The sequence below is a fragment of the Pseudomonas sp. OST1909 genome (genome assembly GCF_015277575.1).
In the GTDB taxonomy this organism is placed as follows: domain Bacteria; phylum Pseudomonadota; class Gammaproteobacteria; order Pseudomonadales; family Pseudomonadaceae; genus Aquipseudomonas; species Aquipseudomonas synxantha_A.
Window position 1 is genome coordinate 2,389,942 of sequence record NZ_CP063780.1, and the last position, 14,191, is coordinate 2,404,132.

Genomic DNA, 14,191 nt, shown 5'->3' on the forward strand with positions numbered 1-14,191 from the left:
CTGACCGTGCCCACATTGGATCGGTGTTGTTTAGATGCCCTGTGGGGTTTCTTCCCCGCCCAGCGCTTCCACCAACGCCGGCAGGAAGTCGCCGAAGGTCAGCATCATCAAGGTAAAGCTGGCATCCAGTTGGCCCAGGGCTTCGTCGCCGCCGTCCTGTTCCGCCTGGTCTTGCAGCAGGTCTTCGAATTTCAGGCGTTTGACGGTCATCTTGTCATCGAGCATGAAGGACAGCTTGTCCTGCCACGCCAAGGACAGTTGGGTCACGACCTTGCCGGTGGTCAGGTGCAGTTGGATCTCTTCGCCGGTCAGGTCCTGGCGCTTGCAGCGCACGATGCCGCCGTCTTCATGGGTGTCGCGCAGTTCGCATTCGTCGAGGACGAAGAAGTCATCGGCCGGTTTCTGGGTAGTGACCCAGTCGGTCATGATTGCGGTCGGTGCGGTTTTTACCGTCAGCGGACGGACGGGCAGGGTGCCGATCACTTCACGCAAGGTCGACAGCAGATCTTCGGCACGCTTGGGGCTGGCCGAGTTGACCAGGATCAGGCCCTGTTTCGGCGCGATCGCAGCAAAGGTCGACGAGCGACGGATAAAGGCACGCGGCAGGAAGGCCTGGATGATTTCATCCTTGATCTGGTCGCGCTCCTTCTTATAGACCTTGCGCATTTGCTCGGCTTCGATCTCTTCGACTTTCTCTTTCAGTGCGTCACGCACCACGCTACCTGGCAGGATGCGTTCTTCCTTGCGCGCGGCGATCAGCAAAAAATCTCCACTGACGTGAACCAGGGGAGCGTCTTCACCTTTACCGAAGGGGGCGACGAAACCGTAAGTGGTCAACTCCTGGCTTGCACACGGGCGCGCCAGCTTGGTGGCCATGGCCGCTTCCAACGCCTCGGCATCAACAGGCAGATCTTGGGTCAGGCGATAGATAAGCAGGTTCTTGAACCACATGGGGTGAGTCTCTCCTCTATACAAAGGGGGGCATTATTCTCTTGATCACGCCGTAGGCCAACCCTGCCTAAGCCATTGGAAGGGCTGAAAAAAAAGATTTAAGAAAGTGCTTGCCAGACATAGGGTCGCTACGTAGAATGCGCGCCACACCGAAACGAAGGGTGATTAGCTCAGCTGGGAGAGCATCTGCCTTACAAGCAGAGGGTCGGCGGTTCGATCCCGTCATCACCCACCATTCGCTTCATGTGTTACGCGCAGCGGTAGTTCAGTCGGTTAGAATACCGGCCTGTCACGCCGGGGGTCGCGGGTTCGAGTCCCGTCCGCTGCGCCATATTCGGTAACCTGGAACGCTGAACGCCAGGTCACCACAGAAAGCCCGCTTAATCGCGGGCTTTTCTTTGTCCGGAATATGGCAAAAAATCGTGCGGAAAACTTTTTTTAAATAAATTGCATTTAAATCAAGACATTACGATTTTTTGGTGTATGATGCGCCCACACCGAAACGAAGGGTGATTAGCTCAGCTGGGAGAGCATCTGCCTTACAAGCAGAGGGTCGGCGGTTCGATCCCGTCATCACCCACCATTCGCTTCAAGTGTTACGCGCAGCGGTAGTTCAGTCGGTTAGAATACCGGCCTGTCACGCCGGGGGTCGCGGGTTCGAGTCCCGTCCGCTGCGCCATATTCGGTAACCTGGAACACTGAACGCCAGGTAGCCACAAGAAACCCGCTCATTGAGCGGGTTTTTTTTCGCCTGCGATTTACCGCTCCTTACGGTGCGTTGCGGCTGTGACGGTAATCGCTGACCGCTTCATACACCGCCTTGCGCAACCGATTGATACCGCCGATGGGACGGTGCGCTTCCAAACCAAACCACGGGTTGAACGACTGGTTATCGCAGGCCAGGTTCTGCGCGGGAGTGTCGAAATCCTGAGCGGGAATCCTGACCTTGGCTACGGTTTCATACGGCGCGTCGCTTTCCTTCCATTCGATGCTGGTGTCTTCGATGGGCATGAACTTTTGCGGGTTCTGCCGTTGGATCTGCAGCACGAAACAGGCCGCTACGCGGTCGGTGGACAGTTGCTGATTGAGGGCGCTGCGCAGGAAGTTCGGCAGGGCCTGGTTCTGTTTGGGCAGCGCATAATCCGGGCAGCTTTGCGGGTCGGGGGCGACGCGAAACTTGGCGTTTGCCGCGCCAAACTTGTAGGGCGACACTGAAAAGTAAGTCGTCTGCGTCGGGCTGGCCGGTGCGGGCGCCAGCGTTGCCAGGGCGATAAACAGGTGACGTACTTGCCAACTTCGCGGGTCGAGCTTGGGAAAGAACGCCAGGACCTTCTTGCCATCCGCTTGCGCGCCGATGTTCTGCGCATATTCCGCGACATCGCTGACAAAGAAATTCGGGTGGCTGAACATCACGAAATCCTGCTCAGTGCGGGCTTGCTGGTCGGCCATCAGTTGCTTGCCCGGCACATCCAATAGCTTGATCGCCATGCCGCGGGCATCGCGTATGCTGTCGAATTGCGGGTAGGCGTTGCCGTTGGACAGGCGCATCGTCGCCTGCCAGATCTTGCCCGGCTCTGCGAACACGCCCTGGCGCAAGGCCGGGTCGAGATCCGCCAGAACGCTGACCTCGGCTTTCACGCAACCATGGGCCTTGGCATGGGCATCGCGCAGGTAGCGTGTGCCTTCGCGGTGCTGGTCAACGATGCGTACGGCGGTCTGGATGATGCCTTGGGTCATCGCTGCTTCACCCGGCGGGATCTGTTCATCCGCTGACACCGGGCCACTGTGCTGCCAGGCGAACCATACGGTCGCCAGTAGCCACCCCAACAGCCCAACGCCCACCAGCCACAACAGGGTTTTGCCGAGAAAAGCGCCGAGACGCAGCCAGAGACGAGCGAGCATGGAACGGTCCTTGTTGTTCGATCGGATAATCATGGCAGTTGGTGCTCCAGCGGGCCGCCCAGTACTTTGAGGTATTCGAGCAGCGCCCAGCGCTCCTGGGGCAGCAAGCCACGGCCAATGACGCCATTGCCCCGTGCGCCAGCACGGAACTCGTGGCCGCTGTTGTGATTGCCGGTGATTCGGGTATCGAACAGGAAGGCATTCTTGAACGAGGCGGTTTCAAAGCCCAGATGGCGTGGATCGTAGTTGAACGTGCCTTTATAGAAGGTGGTGCTGCGCTCGTCCTGGGGCGAAAGCAGTTGGTAGATCGTCGGCACCGAACCGTTGTGCAGGAACGGCGGGGTAGCCCATACGCCTGCCAGTGGTCGCGCTTTATAGGCGCGTAATTCGCGCACGCCAATCGGCAGGCCGAACCCATCCAGGCTCGGGCGCTCGGCCGGGGTCACGCCGGCGGCGCGGTAGGCATGTTCTTCGACAAAGGCGGTTACGTAGGCCAGCCCCTGGGCCACGGACATTTTTTTCAGATCCAGTGGCGCGGTGGGCGAAGGGTGTAGTTCAACATTGAGTTGGGCCAGTTCGGCCGGGTCCCATTGCAGGGCGCTGAGGTCATAACGCTGGTCGGCAATGTTGCTGGCGGTGCCGGGGTCGGTGCCGATGTAGTCCACCGGCAGCATTTTCAACTGCTGCACCGGGCGGCCATTTTCCTCGGTGACCGCGGGTATATGGCAGCCAGCACAGTTTTCGGCGAAGAGTGCGCGGCCCTGGGCGGCGAGGGGTTTGTCGATGGCGCCGAACAAGTCCTCCGGCCAGGTTGGCGGCTTGAGGCGTTGCAGGGTTTCTTCGATCAGGTGCAGGTCCCGCACGCGTACGCTGGACGGGTAGCGAGCGTCGCCCTGGAGCGGTTGGCCGGCACTGTCGAAGAAGGCCAGGGTTGCGCCTACACCAAGGGCTTCACCGATATTGCGCGCCATGGGTTGCTGAGCCGAGCCATTCCACTGCACCCAGTCGAATGTCCAGATATCCCACAACTGCGGGTAGTCCACTGGGGCATTGGCGACACGATAATTGTCGGGGGAAATAGCGTCGCCAAAGCTGGCATTGGCGATGCGCCCGAAGGCGTCAGTACGACCGGGGCCTTCTTCGGTGGGATAGAGGCCGCGATGGGTATCATTCCAGGCGACTTTGAGGAACTGGTTCAGCGATTGTTTGAAGTCCTGGCGCAGCTGATTGTGCTGGGTATCGTACTGATCACCCAGGACTTTGCGGGCGAAGCGCTCGAACTTCCACGGGTTGTAATACGTAGCGGCAAGGCTGGCGACCAGGGCTTGGCCAAAACTGCCGCCCCGCAAGGTGGGTACGCTGGAGGGCAGCACGTGTTGCGCCGAGCCACCGTCGATACGCAGGGCCTGGCCCTTGAAGTGCAATTGACCGGTGTGGCAGGCCGCACAGGTGATATCCAGGTATTGAACCTGGCTGTCGGCGTTCTGGTGTCGGGCAAAGCCTACCGGCAGGTTGCCAGGGTTTTGCGGGGTGGGCACTTGCTTGGGGTCGACCAGAAAACCAAAGCGCGCCAGGTATTCCGGCGCGGCAAAGCGTTGCTCGGAGAACGGCAGCTCCAGGGCCGTGAACCAGTCGTAGTGCAGGCCCTTTACCTGGGTGCCCTGGGGCGTGAAGTAGTAGGTCTGACGGTCAGCGGCACTCCATTGATCCTGGTAGTGCACCTGCTTTACTGGCACGTAGTCCGGTAGCTTGGGGTTGAGGGTGTAATAGAGCACCACGGCCAGAATCAGGCCCAGGGCGATCAGTATCAGGAGTAAAACACGGGAAAAAGTGCGCAAGATAACTATCCTTGTCGAATTGTCGCGTTGTTATGCCACTGCGCCACAGGTGCGGCAAGTAGCGATGAGCCTGCTGGCAGGCGGTCCCGCGATCCGTCGCGGTGCCCCATGATAAATGGAAATGCTTTTAAACACGTGAACTTATCAGAAGTTTCCTGCTCACATGCCGGTAGCCATTGGTCGTGGCCGCCTGATAAGCTCGCGACTTTATTCGAATGCCCTTTTGGCGCATGAACAAGGAAATAGCATGAAACAGCATCGGTTGGCGGCGGCGGTGGCCCTGGTTAGCCTGGTACTTGCGGGTTGTGATTCGCAGACCAGCGTAGAGCTGAAAACCCCGGCGCAAAAAGCTTCCTACGGCATCGGCCTGAACATGGGCAAGAGCCTTGCCCAAGAAGGCATGGATGACCTGGACTCCAAAGCGGTAGCCCAAGGCATCGAAGATGCTGTCGGCAAGAAAGAGCAGAAGCTCAAAGATGACGAGCTGGTTGAGGCCTTCGCCGCGCTGCAAAAGCGTGCCGAAGAGCGCATGACCAAAATGAGCGAAGAGTCGGCAGCTGCCGGCAAGAAATTCCTCGAAGACAACGCCAAGAAAGACGGCGTCGTCACCACCGCTTCCGGTCTGCAGTACAAGATCGTGAAGAAGGCCGACGGCGCACAGCCCAAGCCAACCGACGTGGTGACTGTTCACTACACCGGCAAGCTCACCAACGGCACCACCTTTGATAGCTCCGTGGATCGTGGCAGCCCGATTGACCTGCCGGTCAGCGGCGTGATCCCGGGTTGGGTCGAAGGCCTGCAACTGATGCACGTAGGCGAGAAGGTCGAGCTGTACATCCCGTCTGACCTGGCCTACGGCGCCCAGAGCCCGAGCCCGGCGATTCCAGCCAACTCCGTGCTGGTATTCGACCTGGAACTGCTGGGCATCAAGGACCCAGCCAAGGCAGAAGCTGCTGACGCACCTGCTGCACCAGCCGCCAAGAAGTAATCGGCGCCTGAGCACACAACGCCCCGTCTCGACGGGGCGTTGTTGTTTCTGGGTAAATCCGATAGAACCCGCAGCATTGCGCGCAGTCTGATGTAAGACTCGAGCACGGGTAGCCGCACATACAGGCCAAGTCAATGAAATCTTGGGTTTTTTTTATGTGCGCAAAAAACGCCCGATCTGACTGTAAGCCTTATAAACCGTGGCTTTCAGCTGATAAAACAGGCTCTGTTCACAAGGTTATCCACAATTTGTGTGGATAACCTTTTACCTCGCCTGGAACTGGAGTGTCTGATGAAACCACCCTTCAATTTCACCCGTTTTCTGCCCATGGCCGCGCGCCTGCTGGGCCGTGGACGTTTGCCGACCTTGCTGTTTGCCGTTGCGGCCAAAGGCTCAAGCCAGGGCAATCGCCTGGGCCAGCTCAAGGATGATCTCAAATTGCTCCAAGCCCTGTGCCTGGCTTACTGGCGCGGCGAATACCGAGCGATCAGCCCCAAGGCGTTGATCTCGGTGGTGGCGGGGTTGATGTACTTTCTGAGCCCGATTGACGCGATCCCGGACTTCATCCCGATGTTCGGCATGTTCGACGACATCGCGGTGCTGGCATGGGTCATGAAGACCCTGAGTGGCGAACTGAGCGCCTTTCGCGCCTGGCGGGATGCGCAACGCCCGGAAAAACTCGCGGTGGTTGAGCGCCTCCCTGCAACCCCTGAGCTGCTGGCCCAGGAAAACCCACAAAAAAACTAATGATGCCGGGGATCCCCCAGCGACCTTCGTGGCTGTTAGGATTACACTTCTAAGGAAAGAACTTACTTAGTAAGTGTTTTTATCCTACGGGGCAGTCATGGATATTCAGATCATTTCACGCGATGGCGCACCCGAATATGCGGTGTTGCCATGGGACCAGTACCAGGCGCTGCTAAAAGCTGCCGGTCAGCAGCCACCTACACCCGCTTCTTCCCCTGCCGCCTCTGCCGCCATCGACCAGGACCTGCGACCGCTCGCAGACCTGCGCGGCTTGCGTGAAGCCAAGGGCCTGGCTATCGAGACCCTGGCACGCACGGTGGGGATCAGCCCCTCGTACCTTGGTTTGATTGAAAGTGGTGAACGCCAGCCGGATGCCGCCATTCGCCGCAGCCTGGCCTGGGAATTGGGCGTGGCAGGTTGGAGGGATGAGTCTTGAGCGTACGTATCAGCCGTCAACACTGGGACGGGTTGCTCAACGAATTGGATCAGGCGCGTCGCCAGCGCCATTTGCTGACGTACCGGGCGCTGCTTGAGCGCCTGCAATTTCCGACGCCAGCCATGCAGACCCTGGCGGCTGCCCTGGAGCATCTGGCGGCGCTGGATGCCAAGGCCGAGCAGCCGCTGCGCAGTTCCCTGGTGATCAGCCAGGGTGCCAGCCGCCTGCCACGTACCGGGTTCTTTGAGTGTGTGGAGCGTCTAGGGCGCTTCAGCGGACCCTCCGATGGCGTGGCGGCTGCGTCCTGGCACGCTTCGGAAGTGGTGCGGGTGTTCGAGTACGAATACCCGGAATCCGCCGAGGCTTAAAGCGCTGCTGAGTACATGTCCAGGCTGTCGATCACATGGATGCTGTAGCCGGCCACGTCCTTGGCGTGGTGCTTGGCTTGCGAGGCCAATTCCGCCAACTGGCTGGCATCGAGTTGCGCACAGGCCTGTGGATACAGATGCACCACACCGATAGACAGCGATAGCAAGGCGAACTCCTGGCGCACGCCCTGGCGGTTGAGTGACACGAAGCAACCAGCATCGACGTGCTCGGCGCGGTAAAAGCGTCGGCATTGGGTATGGAAGTCGTCCAGCAACTGGTTGAGCCGCTTGCGCCAATCCTGCGGGCCCAGCACCAGCAAAAAGTCATCGCCGCCAATATGCCCGACAAAGTCGCGGCTGGGGTCTACCTGGTCGTTCAGGCATTGCGCCAGGCACAGCAGCACTTCATCCCCACGCCCGTAGCCGTAGATATCGTTGAACGGCTTGAAACTGTCGATATCCACATAACAGATCAGCGACTCGCGCTGTTGCTGCAACAGCCGAGTCAGGCATTGCTGGATCGGTACGTTGCCTGGTAGCAAAGTCAGCGGGTTGGCGTAGCGCGCCTGCTGGATTTTCAGTTCGGTGATCAGCTTGAGCACGTCGATCACCCGGCCCAGGCCCAGATAGTCACCGTTCAACGTGATGATGAAATCTTCTTCGATGCGCTGCCGTGCGCGGCTGGTCAACAAACGGCTGACCTGTTGCAAGGATTGGCTCAATTCCACCGCCAGGAAATCATCGCTCATCAAGCGGCTGATCGGTTTGCGCGCAAACAAGTCGGTCGCGAACGGCTTGAGCAGCGCGTCCGACAGCGAGTGTCGGTGCACAATTCCGATCGGGCGACCGCCGCCATCCAGCACCGCCAGTGAATTGAGATTGGCCTGGTGATGGAACGCTTCCAGCACTTGAGCCGTGGCGGTGTCTTGATCCACCGCTGGCTGTTCGTTCAGCAGGGCGCTGAGGTCACTGCCTTCATCGCTGAGGGCAGTCGTGGCGTTATCCGGCTTGGGCAACATCTGGCGCGCTTCCTGCGGTGTGCAAACTGCCTTGAACCAGGATTGAGCCCAATGCATTCAGCGGTTCGGTCACGGTCATGACGATCTCGATCAAAAAAAAAGGACCGCAGGCGTCAAGCCTGCGGTCCTTTCATTTCACGACAGAATGATGTCTATATGATGACACTGCGTGGAGCGGTCACATTAAATTGCCATCATTTACTGCTTGGCCACCTGCTTGGTGATCTTCAGGTAGTCGAGGAGGATCCGGCCAGTCTCGGCCAAGTAGGCATCGTCTTCCGGTTTGGTTTTATCCGCTTCGGTCGGCAAGGCATCTTCATCTTCTTTCTTCAGCTCTTTGAGCGGATCTTCACCCTTGGCTTTGCGGCGGGTGTTTTCCAGCACCAATTGCTGATTCTCGATGCTGGAGTGCTGTGCACGGCGATCCGCTTCGTTGAGGCTGACGGTTTTCTCTTCCATCAGCTTCTTGGCCAGGGCCAGCTTGTCGCGGATAAACACGAACTCGGCATCCTTGGCAGAGCGGGTGTCGTGGTCTGCTTTCAACTGCGTCAGGAACGGCTTGAACGGATCCGACGCCGGCTTGATCGCAGGGCGGATGGTGTCCCATGGCATGGCTTCAGGCAGCGCGCTTTCGCCGATTTCCTTGGTGTCGATAATCGACGGGAAATCGATATCCGGCAGCACGCCCTGATGCTGGGTGCTCTGCCCGGAAACCCGGTAGAACTTGGCCAGCGTCAGTTTCAGCTCGCCATGGTTCAGCGGCTGGATGGTCTGCACGGTGCCCTTGCCGAACGTCTGGCCGCCGATGATCAACGCACGGTGATAGTCCTGCATGGCACCGGCGAAAATCTCCGAAGCGGAGGCCGAGAGACGGTTGACCAGCAACGCCATCGGCCCCTTGTAGAAGGCGCCCGGGTTCTCGTCTTCCAGCACGTCGACACGCCCATCAGCATTGCGGACCAATACGGTTGGGCCCTTGTCGATAAACAGGCTGGTCAGCTCGGTGGCTTCTTGCAGGGAACCGCCGCCGTTGTTGCGCAGGTCGATGACCACGCCGTCGACTTTTTCCTTCTGCAGTTCCGTCAGGATTTTCTTCACGTCGCGGGTGGTGGACTTGTAGTCCGGGTCACCGGCACGGAACGCCTTGAAGTCCAGGTAGAAGGCCGGGATCTCAATCACGCCCAGCTTGTAGTCCTTGCCATCCTGCTTGAGGTTGAGGACTTTCTTCTGCACCGCCTGGTCTTCGAGCTTCACCGCTTCACGGGTGATGGACACGATCTTGCTGGTCTGGTCGTTCGGTGCGTTGGTGTGCGGAATCACTTCCAGGCGCACCACACTGCCTTTTGGCCCTCGGATCAGCTTGACCACTTCGTCCAGGCGCCAGCCGACCACATCGACCATCTCTTTGTCGGCCTGGGCCACGCCAATGATCTTGTCTGCCGGGGCGACCTGCTTGGTCTTGTCTGCCGGGCCTGCCGGTACCAAACGTACGATCTTGACCTGGTCATTGTCGCTTTGCAGGACGGCACCGATGCCTTCCAGGGACAGACTCATGTTGATATCAAAATTTTCCGCGTTATCCGGTGACAGATAATTGGTGTGCGGGTCGTAGGACATCGCGAAGGTGTTGATGTAGGCCTGGAAGATATCTTCGGCACGGGTCTGGTCCAGGCGCGCCAACTGATTCTTGTAGCGCTTGGTCAACAGTTCCTGAATGGCCTTGGGCTCTTTGCCGGCGATCTTCAAGCGCAGCACTTCGTCCTTGACGCGTTTGCGCCACAGGTCGTCCAGCGCTGCCGTGCTGGTCAGCCAAGGGGCATCCTTGCGATCCACCAGAAGGGTTTCCTTCTGGGTGAAGTCGAGCTTGTCGATGCCTTTGTTCAGCTCACCCAGGGCGAAGTCCAGACGCGCTTTGACGCGGTCCAGGTAACGCTTGTAGATGGTGAAGCCGGGCTGCAGGTCGCCGCCTTTGAGGAAGTCGTCGAACTGCGTCTTCCACTTGTCGAACTCAGCGATATCGCTGGCCAGGAAGTAGCTGCGCGACGGATCCAGCAGCTTGAGGTAGCTGTCGTAGATGATCACCGAGCGAGCGTCGTCCAGCGGCGGCTTGCTGTAGTGATGGCGCTTGAGCAACTCGACAACGTTAAGGCTGGCAATCACCTCATCGCGATCAGGCTGAAGGTTGTCCCAGCTATTGGCTGCGAACGTATTGGTCGACATCGACGCGAAGCCGAGACCAATGAAAAAAGCGAGGGCGGTGCTGGGGAACAGATGCTTCATGCTGATTCGACGCGGGGGCAATTGATAACGCATATTAGGCCGTCTTTGAGGGAGCCGGTTCCATATGGTCCGGTCGCATAATGCAAAAAGCCCGACGCTACTGCTACGGGCTCAGTCCAGACTCACTATGGAGGCACTGTGAAAGCATTGCAAGGCGTTGAGGGGCATGTGGAGGGTTAGAAGAACCCAGTCCTACATTCGATGTAGTCCATATTGCCAACAGCCTGACCGAATCCTGGATTGAAATGCAGTCAGTGTGGGAGCTGGCTTGCCTGCGATAGCGGTGCACCAGATGAAGAATTCTTCACTGTTGCACCGCTATCGCAGGCAAGCCAGCTCCCACAGGTTGATCTCTATTGATTCAGGTCCAGTGGTGGATCGGCCAGCCGGCCTGTTCGGCGTGGGCGCGCAACACCGGGTCCGGGTTCACCACCTGCGGATGGTCGACCTTGAGCAATAGCGGCAAGTCATTGCGCGAATCCGAGTAGAAATACGCGCCCTCCAGCGTTTCCCCTTCCTGCTCCAGCCATTCCAGCAGGCGCGTGATCTTGCCTTCACGATAGGTCAGCACGCCTACGGTCTTGCCGCTGTACACGCCGTGGCCGACGTCCAGATTAATCCCCAACACTTCTTCAATACCGATACGCGCCGCAATCGGCGTGACCAGGTGAGTGCCCGAGGCGGAAATCACCAGGATCCGGTCGCCATTCGCACGGTGGCGGGCGATGGTCTTGGTGGCGTCGCTATAGATCAGCGGCTCGATCACGTCCTCGACCCACGGCTCCACCAGATGCTCGATTTCTTCCGGAGTGCGGCCGATCATCGGCTCCAGGCTGAAGTCCATGAAGTCTTCCATGCGCAACTCGCCTCGGCTGTAGGCGTCCATCAATTCGTTGTTCCTGCGCATGAACGACTCAGGGTCTACCCAGCCCAGGCGGCCCATCTGTTCGCTCCACAGGGTGGCGCAGTCGCCGTGGATCAGGGTGTCGTCCAGATCAAAAATTACCAATGCCATCCGTCATGTTCTCTCTCAATAGGTCGCTGCCTGTCAGGCTACTTCACACAGGGCGCTGGGGTCGATGGAAAGTGCCAGGCGCTGGCCGTCCGGGTGCAGGTCGTCGGCCGAGCGATTGAGTACGTCGACCACCAATTCCACGCCACGGGCTTCGATGCGGTAGCGAATCACGTTACCCAGCAAGCTGTGGCTGCGCACCAGCGCATCGAGCTCGCCGCTGCGGCTCAACTCGATGGCTTCAGGGCGAATCGCGATGCGCCCGCTGATCGGGCGTTGCAGTAACTGGCTGGCCTTGTCGGCGTCGAGCAGGTTGTAGTTACCGATAAAACCGGCGGCGAAGGCATCCACCGGCGCAGTGTAGAGGGTTTCGGCATCGCCGCTTTGTACGATCTTGCCCTGATTCATCAGAAAGATGCGGTCGGACATGGTCAGGGCTTCTTCCTGGTCATGGGTCACGAAAATCGTGGTCAGCCCCAGTTCGCGCTGGATCTGGCGGATCTGTTCGCGCAAGTGCTTGCGAATACGTGCATCCAATGCCGACAGCGGTTCATCGAGCAACAGCAGGCGCGGGCGGGTCACCAGGGAGCGGGCGAGGGCGACACGCTGGCACTGGCCCCCGGACATCTGGTGCGGATAGCGGCCGGCCAGCTCCTTTAGCTCAACCAATTGCAGCACTTCCTGCACGCGCTTGTGGCTGTCGTCGGCGTTGACCTTTTGCATGCGCAGGCCGAACGCAACGTTCTGCTCCACGGTCATGTTGGGGAACAGCGCGTAGCTCTGGAACACCATGCCGATCTGACGTTTCTGCGGGCTCAGGGGCACGATGTCCTGCCCATCCAGCAGGATTGTGCCGCTGTCTACCGAGGTTAACCCTGCGATGCAACGCAGCAGGGTGGACTTGCCGCAACCGGACGGGCCGAGCAGGGTGACGAACTCGCCCTTGGCGATTTCACAGTTGATATCGCTGAACACTGGCGTGCCGGAGTAGCTTTTTTGCAGATGTTGGACGCTGACGAAGCTCATTGGCTTTTGTCCTTGTTCAAGATATTGGCGGCCCAGGTCAGCACCAGCACAAAGAAGAAATAGGAGATCACAACGGCACTGGTGAAGTGGCCGCTGCTGTTGCGCATGTTGTTGAGGTACACCTGCAGGGTCTCGTAGCGCGTGCCGACGAGGATGTTGGCAAACACGAACTCACCGAACAGGAACGAGAACGACAGCAGCAATGCCACCATCAGGCCTTTGCGCAGGTTAGGCAGCACCACCAGGATCGCCGCTTGCCAGGTGCTGGCGCCGAGCAGTTGCGAGGCGTCCATCAGGTCGCGCAGGTTGATGGCTTGCAGGTTGTTGGTGATCGCCCGGTACATGAACGGCAGCGCCACGGTGAAGTAGCAACCGATCAGAATCCACGGCGTACCCACCATCGCCAACGGCCCGGAACCGTACAGTTGCAGCAAACCGACTGAAGACACCACCGGCGGCACCGCGAAGGGCAGCAGAATCAGAATGTTCATCAGCGCATCAAGCTTGGGAAAGTGGTAATGCACCACGAACAGCAGCGGCAAAATCAATACCACCGAAAGGATCAACGCGCCCACACACACCAGCAACGATTGCCCGAACGCCATCAGAAAGCGCGGGTCGCTCCACAGTTGTACGTACCATTTCACGCTGAAGCCGGCGGGCAGGATAGTCGCCGACCAACTGCTGGAGATCGAGTAGACAAAGGTGCCGATCAGCGGCAGTACCAGAATAAGGAACAGCAGGTACACCACTACCCGATGGTAGAGGGAGGCCGGGCCGGCATCAGCGCGAGACATGGTAGCTCCTCTTGAGCAGCAGTTGATGGACCACGGTGACCACCGTCATCAGCGCTACCAGCACCACGGCCAGGGCGCTGGCCATGTTCGGGTCCAGCGACACATCACCAGAGACCAGCCCCGCGATGCGGATCGGCAGCACGTTGAAGTTGCCGGTGGTCAGGGCGTAGACCGTGGCGTAGGCGCCAAGGGCGTTGGCCAACAGGATGACGAAAGTGCCAAGCAGGGCAGGGGTGAGCACCGGCAAGCCGATATGTCGCCAGAACTGCCAGCCATTGGCGCCGAGCAGCGCAGCCGACTCACGCCAGTCTTCGCGCAATGCATCAAAGGCCGGGTAGAGCAACAGCACTCCGAGAGGAATCTGGAAGTAGGTGTAGAGGATGATCAAGCCGGTCTTGGAGTACAGGTTGAAGTCCTGAATGATCCCGGCCTGCTTGAGCATGATGGTGATGCTGCCGTTGAAGCCCAGCAGGATGATGAACGCGAAGGCCAGGGGCACGCCGGCGAAGTTGCTGGTCATGTTGGCAAAGGCCGTGACGAAGTTGCGCAGCGGCGAATCCACCCGGCGCAACGAATAACTGCCCAGGGTGGCGATGATGATGCCGAAGATGCTGGAGTAGAAACTGATCTCCAGGCTGAGCTGAATCGCCTGCCGGTAGAACTTTGAACTGAAGATGCGGGTGAAGTTTTCCAGGCCCCAGCCGGACTCTTCGGTCTGAAGGCTGTTGATCAGCACCCATACCAGCGGCGCGATCTCGAACACGATAAAGAACAGTGCGAAGGGCACCAGGCACAGCAGGGCCAGCCATTTGCCGCGGGTCATCGAA

12 protein-coding genes, 4 tRNA genes and 1 pseudogene are annotated in these 14,191 nt (G+C 59.0%); 8 read left to right on the forward strand and 9 right to left on the reverse strand.

Annotation, left to right across the window (positions count from 1 at the left end):
• Window positions 1-30 precede the first annotated feature (30 nt).
• Window positions 31-951 (reverse strand): recombination-associated protein RdgC, encoded by a 921-nt coding sequence (gene rdgC, locus IH404_RS10555; RefSeq protein WP_005786703.1) that lies wholly within the window; start codon window positions 949-951, stop codon window positions 31-33.
• Window positions 952-1,110: 159 nt separating this feature from the next.
• Here rdgC and IH404_RS10560 point away from each other — a divergent pair.
• The 4 genes from IH404_RS10560 to IH404_RS10575 all read left to right on the forward strand — a co-directional run bounded on the left by IH404_RS10560 (window position 1,111) and on the right by IH404_RS10575 (window position 1,630).
• Window positions 1,111-1,186 (forward strand) — tRNA-Val (locus IH404_RS10560).
• Between the two features lie 19 nt (window positions 1,187-1,205).
• Window positions 1,206-1,282: transfer RNA gene (locus tag IH404_RS10565), tRNA-Asp, on the forward strand.
• Window positions 1,283-1,458: 176 nt separating this feature from the next.
• Window positions 1,459-1,534, forward strand: a tRNA-Val gene (locus IH404_RS10570).
• Window positions 1,535-1,553: 19 nt separating this feature from the next.
• Window positions 1,554-1,630, forward strand: a tRNA-Asp gene (locus IH404_RS10575).
• An 89-nt stretch (window positions 1,631-1,719) separates the two neighbouring features.
• Here IH404_RS10575 and IH404_RS10580 read toward each other — a convergent pair.
• On the reverse strand, window positions 1,720-2,853 hold the full coding sequence (locus IH404_RS10580; RefSeq protein WP_005786705.1) for a catalase family protein: 1,134 nt from the start codon (window positions 2,851-2,853) through the stop codon (window positions 1,720-1,722).
• Window positions 2,854-2,882: 29 nt separating this feature from the next.
• Complete coding sequence (locus IH404_RS10585; RefSeq protein WP_005786707.1) at window positions 2,883-4,691, reverse strand: di-heme-cytochrome C peroxidase; 1,809 nt, start codon at window positions 4,689-4,691, stop codon at window positions 2,883-2,885.
• A gap of 247 nt (window positions 4,692-4,938) precedes the next feature.
• Between IH404_RS10585 and IH404_RS10590 the strand changes: the two genes are divergently transcribed.
• The 4 genes from IH404_RS10590 (at window position 4,939) to IH404_RS10605 (ending at window position 7,230) form a co-directional block, all read left to right on the forward strand.
• Complete coding sequence (locus IH404_RS10590; RefSeq protein ID WP_005786709.1) at window positions 4,939-5,679, forward strand: FKBP-type peptidyl-prolyl cis-trans isomerase; 741 nt, start codon at window positions 4,939-4,941, stop codon at window positions 5,677-5,679.
• Between the two features lie 291 nt (window positions 5,680-5,970).
• Window positions 5,971-6,426 carry a DUF1232 domain-containing protein gene (locus IH404_RS10595; protein WP_005786711.1) on the forward strand — a complete coding sequence of 152 codons (456 nt, stop codon included), beginning with the start codon at window positions 5,971-5,973 and terminating at the stop codon, window positions 6,424-6,426.
• Between the two features lie 97 nt (window positions 6,427-6,523).
• Entirely contained in the window at window positions 6,524-6,862 is a 339-nt protein-coding gene (locus IH404_RS10600) for a helix-turn-helix transcriptional regulator (protein ID WP_005786712.1), read from the forward strand.
• Entirely contained in the window at window positions 6,859-7,230 is a 372-nt protein-coding gene (locus tag IH404_RS10605) for a hypothetical protein (RefSeq protein WP_101268243.1), read from the forward strand. The genes IH404_RS10600 and IH404_RS10605 overlap by 4 nt, the downstream gene beginning before the upstream one ends.
• Here IH404_RS10605 and IH404_RS10610 read toward each other — a convergent pair.
• From IH404_RS10610 to IH404_RS10635, 6 genes and pseudogenes are all read right to left on the reverse strand, one after another.
• Window positions 7,227-8,267, reverse strand: a pseudogene (locus tag IH404_RS10610) (GGDEF domain-containing protein); the annotation flags it as partial. The gene IH404_RS10605 and the pseudogene IH404_RS10610 sit on opposite strands and share 4 nt — an antisense overlap.
• Before the next feature lie 180 nt (window positions 8,268-8,447).
• Window positions 8,448-10,529, reverse strand: coding sequence for a carboxy terminal-processing peptidase (locus IH404_RS10615; protein ID WP_228309648.1), 2,082 nt, complete (start codon window positions 10,527-10,529; stop codon window positions 8,448-8,450).
• A gap of 361 nt (window positions 10,530-10,890) precedes the next feature.
• Window positions 10,891-11,544, reverse strand: a complete 654-nt coding sequence (locus IH404_RS10620; RefSeq protein WP_103735456.1) for an HAD family hydrolase — start codon at window positions 11,542-11,544, stop codon at window positions 10,891-10,893.
• 33 nt (window positions 11,545-11,577) lie between these two features.
• Window positions 11,578-12,567, reverse strand: coding sequence for an ABC transporter ATP-binding protein (locus IH404_RS10625; protein ID WP_194440386.1), 990 nt, complete (start codon window positions 12,565-12,567; stop codon window positions 11,578-11,580).
• Window positions 12,564-13,364 (reverse strand): ABC transporter permease, encoded by an 801-nt coding sequence (locus tag IH404_RS10630; RefSeq protein ID WP_032876990.1) that lies wholly within the window; start codon window positions 13,362-13,364, stop codon window positions 12,564-12,566. Before IH404_RS10630 ends, IH404_RS10625 begins: the two co-directional genes overlap by 4 nt.
• Window positions 13,351-14,187: an ABC transporter permease subunit gene (locus IH404_RS10635; protein WP_194440666.1), complete on the reverse strand. Its 837-nt coding sequence runs from the start codon at window positions 14,185-14,187 to the stop codon at window positions 13,351-13,353. Before IH404_RS10635 ends, IH404_RS10630 begins: the two co-directional genes overlap by 14 nt.
• Window positions 14,188-14,191 lie beyond the last annotated feature (4 nt).

What these genes read in the sequence shown, in the direction of transcription:
- rdgC (WP_005786703.1), bottom strand. Translation starts at nt 951, where the DNA reads ATGTGGTTCAAGAACCTGCTTATCTATCGCCTGACCCAAGATCTGCCT.
- IH404_RS10580 (WP_005786705.1), bottom strand. Translation starts at nt 2,853, where the DNA reads ATGCTCGCTCGTCTCTGGCTGCGTCTCGGCGCTTTTCTCGGCAAAACC.
- IH404_RS10590 (WP_005786709.1), top strand. Translation starts at nt 4,939, where the DNA reads ATGAAACAGCATCGGTTGGCGGCGGCGGTGGCCCTGGTTAGCCTGGTA.
- IH404_RS10595 (WP_005786711.1), top strand. Translation starts at nt 5,971, where the DNA reads ATGAAACCACCCTTCAATTTCACCCGTTTTCTGCCCATGGCCGCGCGC.
- IH404_RS10600 (WP_005786712.1), top strand. Translation starts at nt 6,524, where the DNA reads ATGGATATTCAGATCATTTCACGCGATGGCGCACCCGAATATGCGGTG.
- IH404_RS10615 (WP_228309648.1), bottom strand. Translation starts at nt 10,529, where the DNA reads ATGAAGCATCTGTTCCCCAGCACCGCCCTCGCTTTTTTCATTGGTCTC.
- IH404_RS10620 (WP_103735456.1), bottom strand. Translation starts at nt 11,544, where the DNA reads ATGGCATTGGTAATTTTTGATCTGGACGACACCCTGATCCACGGCGAC.
- IH404_RS10625 (WP_194440386.1), bottom strand. Translation starts at nt 12,567, where the DNA reads ATGAGCTTCGTCAGCGTCCAACATCTGCAAAAAAGCTACTCCGGCACG.
- IH404_RS10630 (WP_032876990.1), bottom strand. Translation starts at nt 13,364, where the DNA reads ATGTCTCGCGCTGATGCCGGCCCGGCCTCCCTCTACCATCGGGTAGTG.
- IH404_RS10635 (WP_194440666.1), bottom strand. Translation starts at nt 14,187, where the DNA reads ATGACCCGCGGCAAATGGCTGGCCCTGCTGTGCCTGGTGCCCTTCGCA.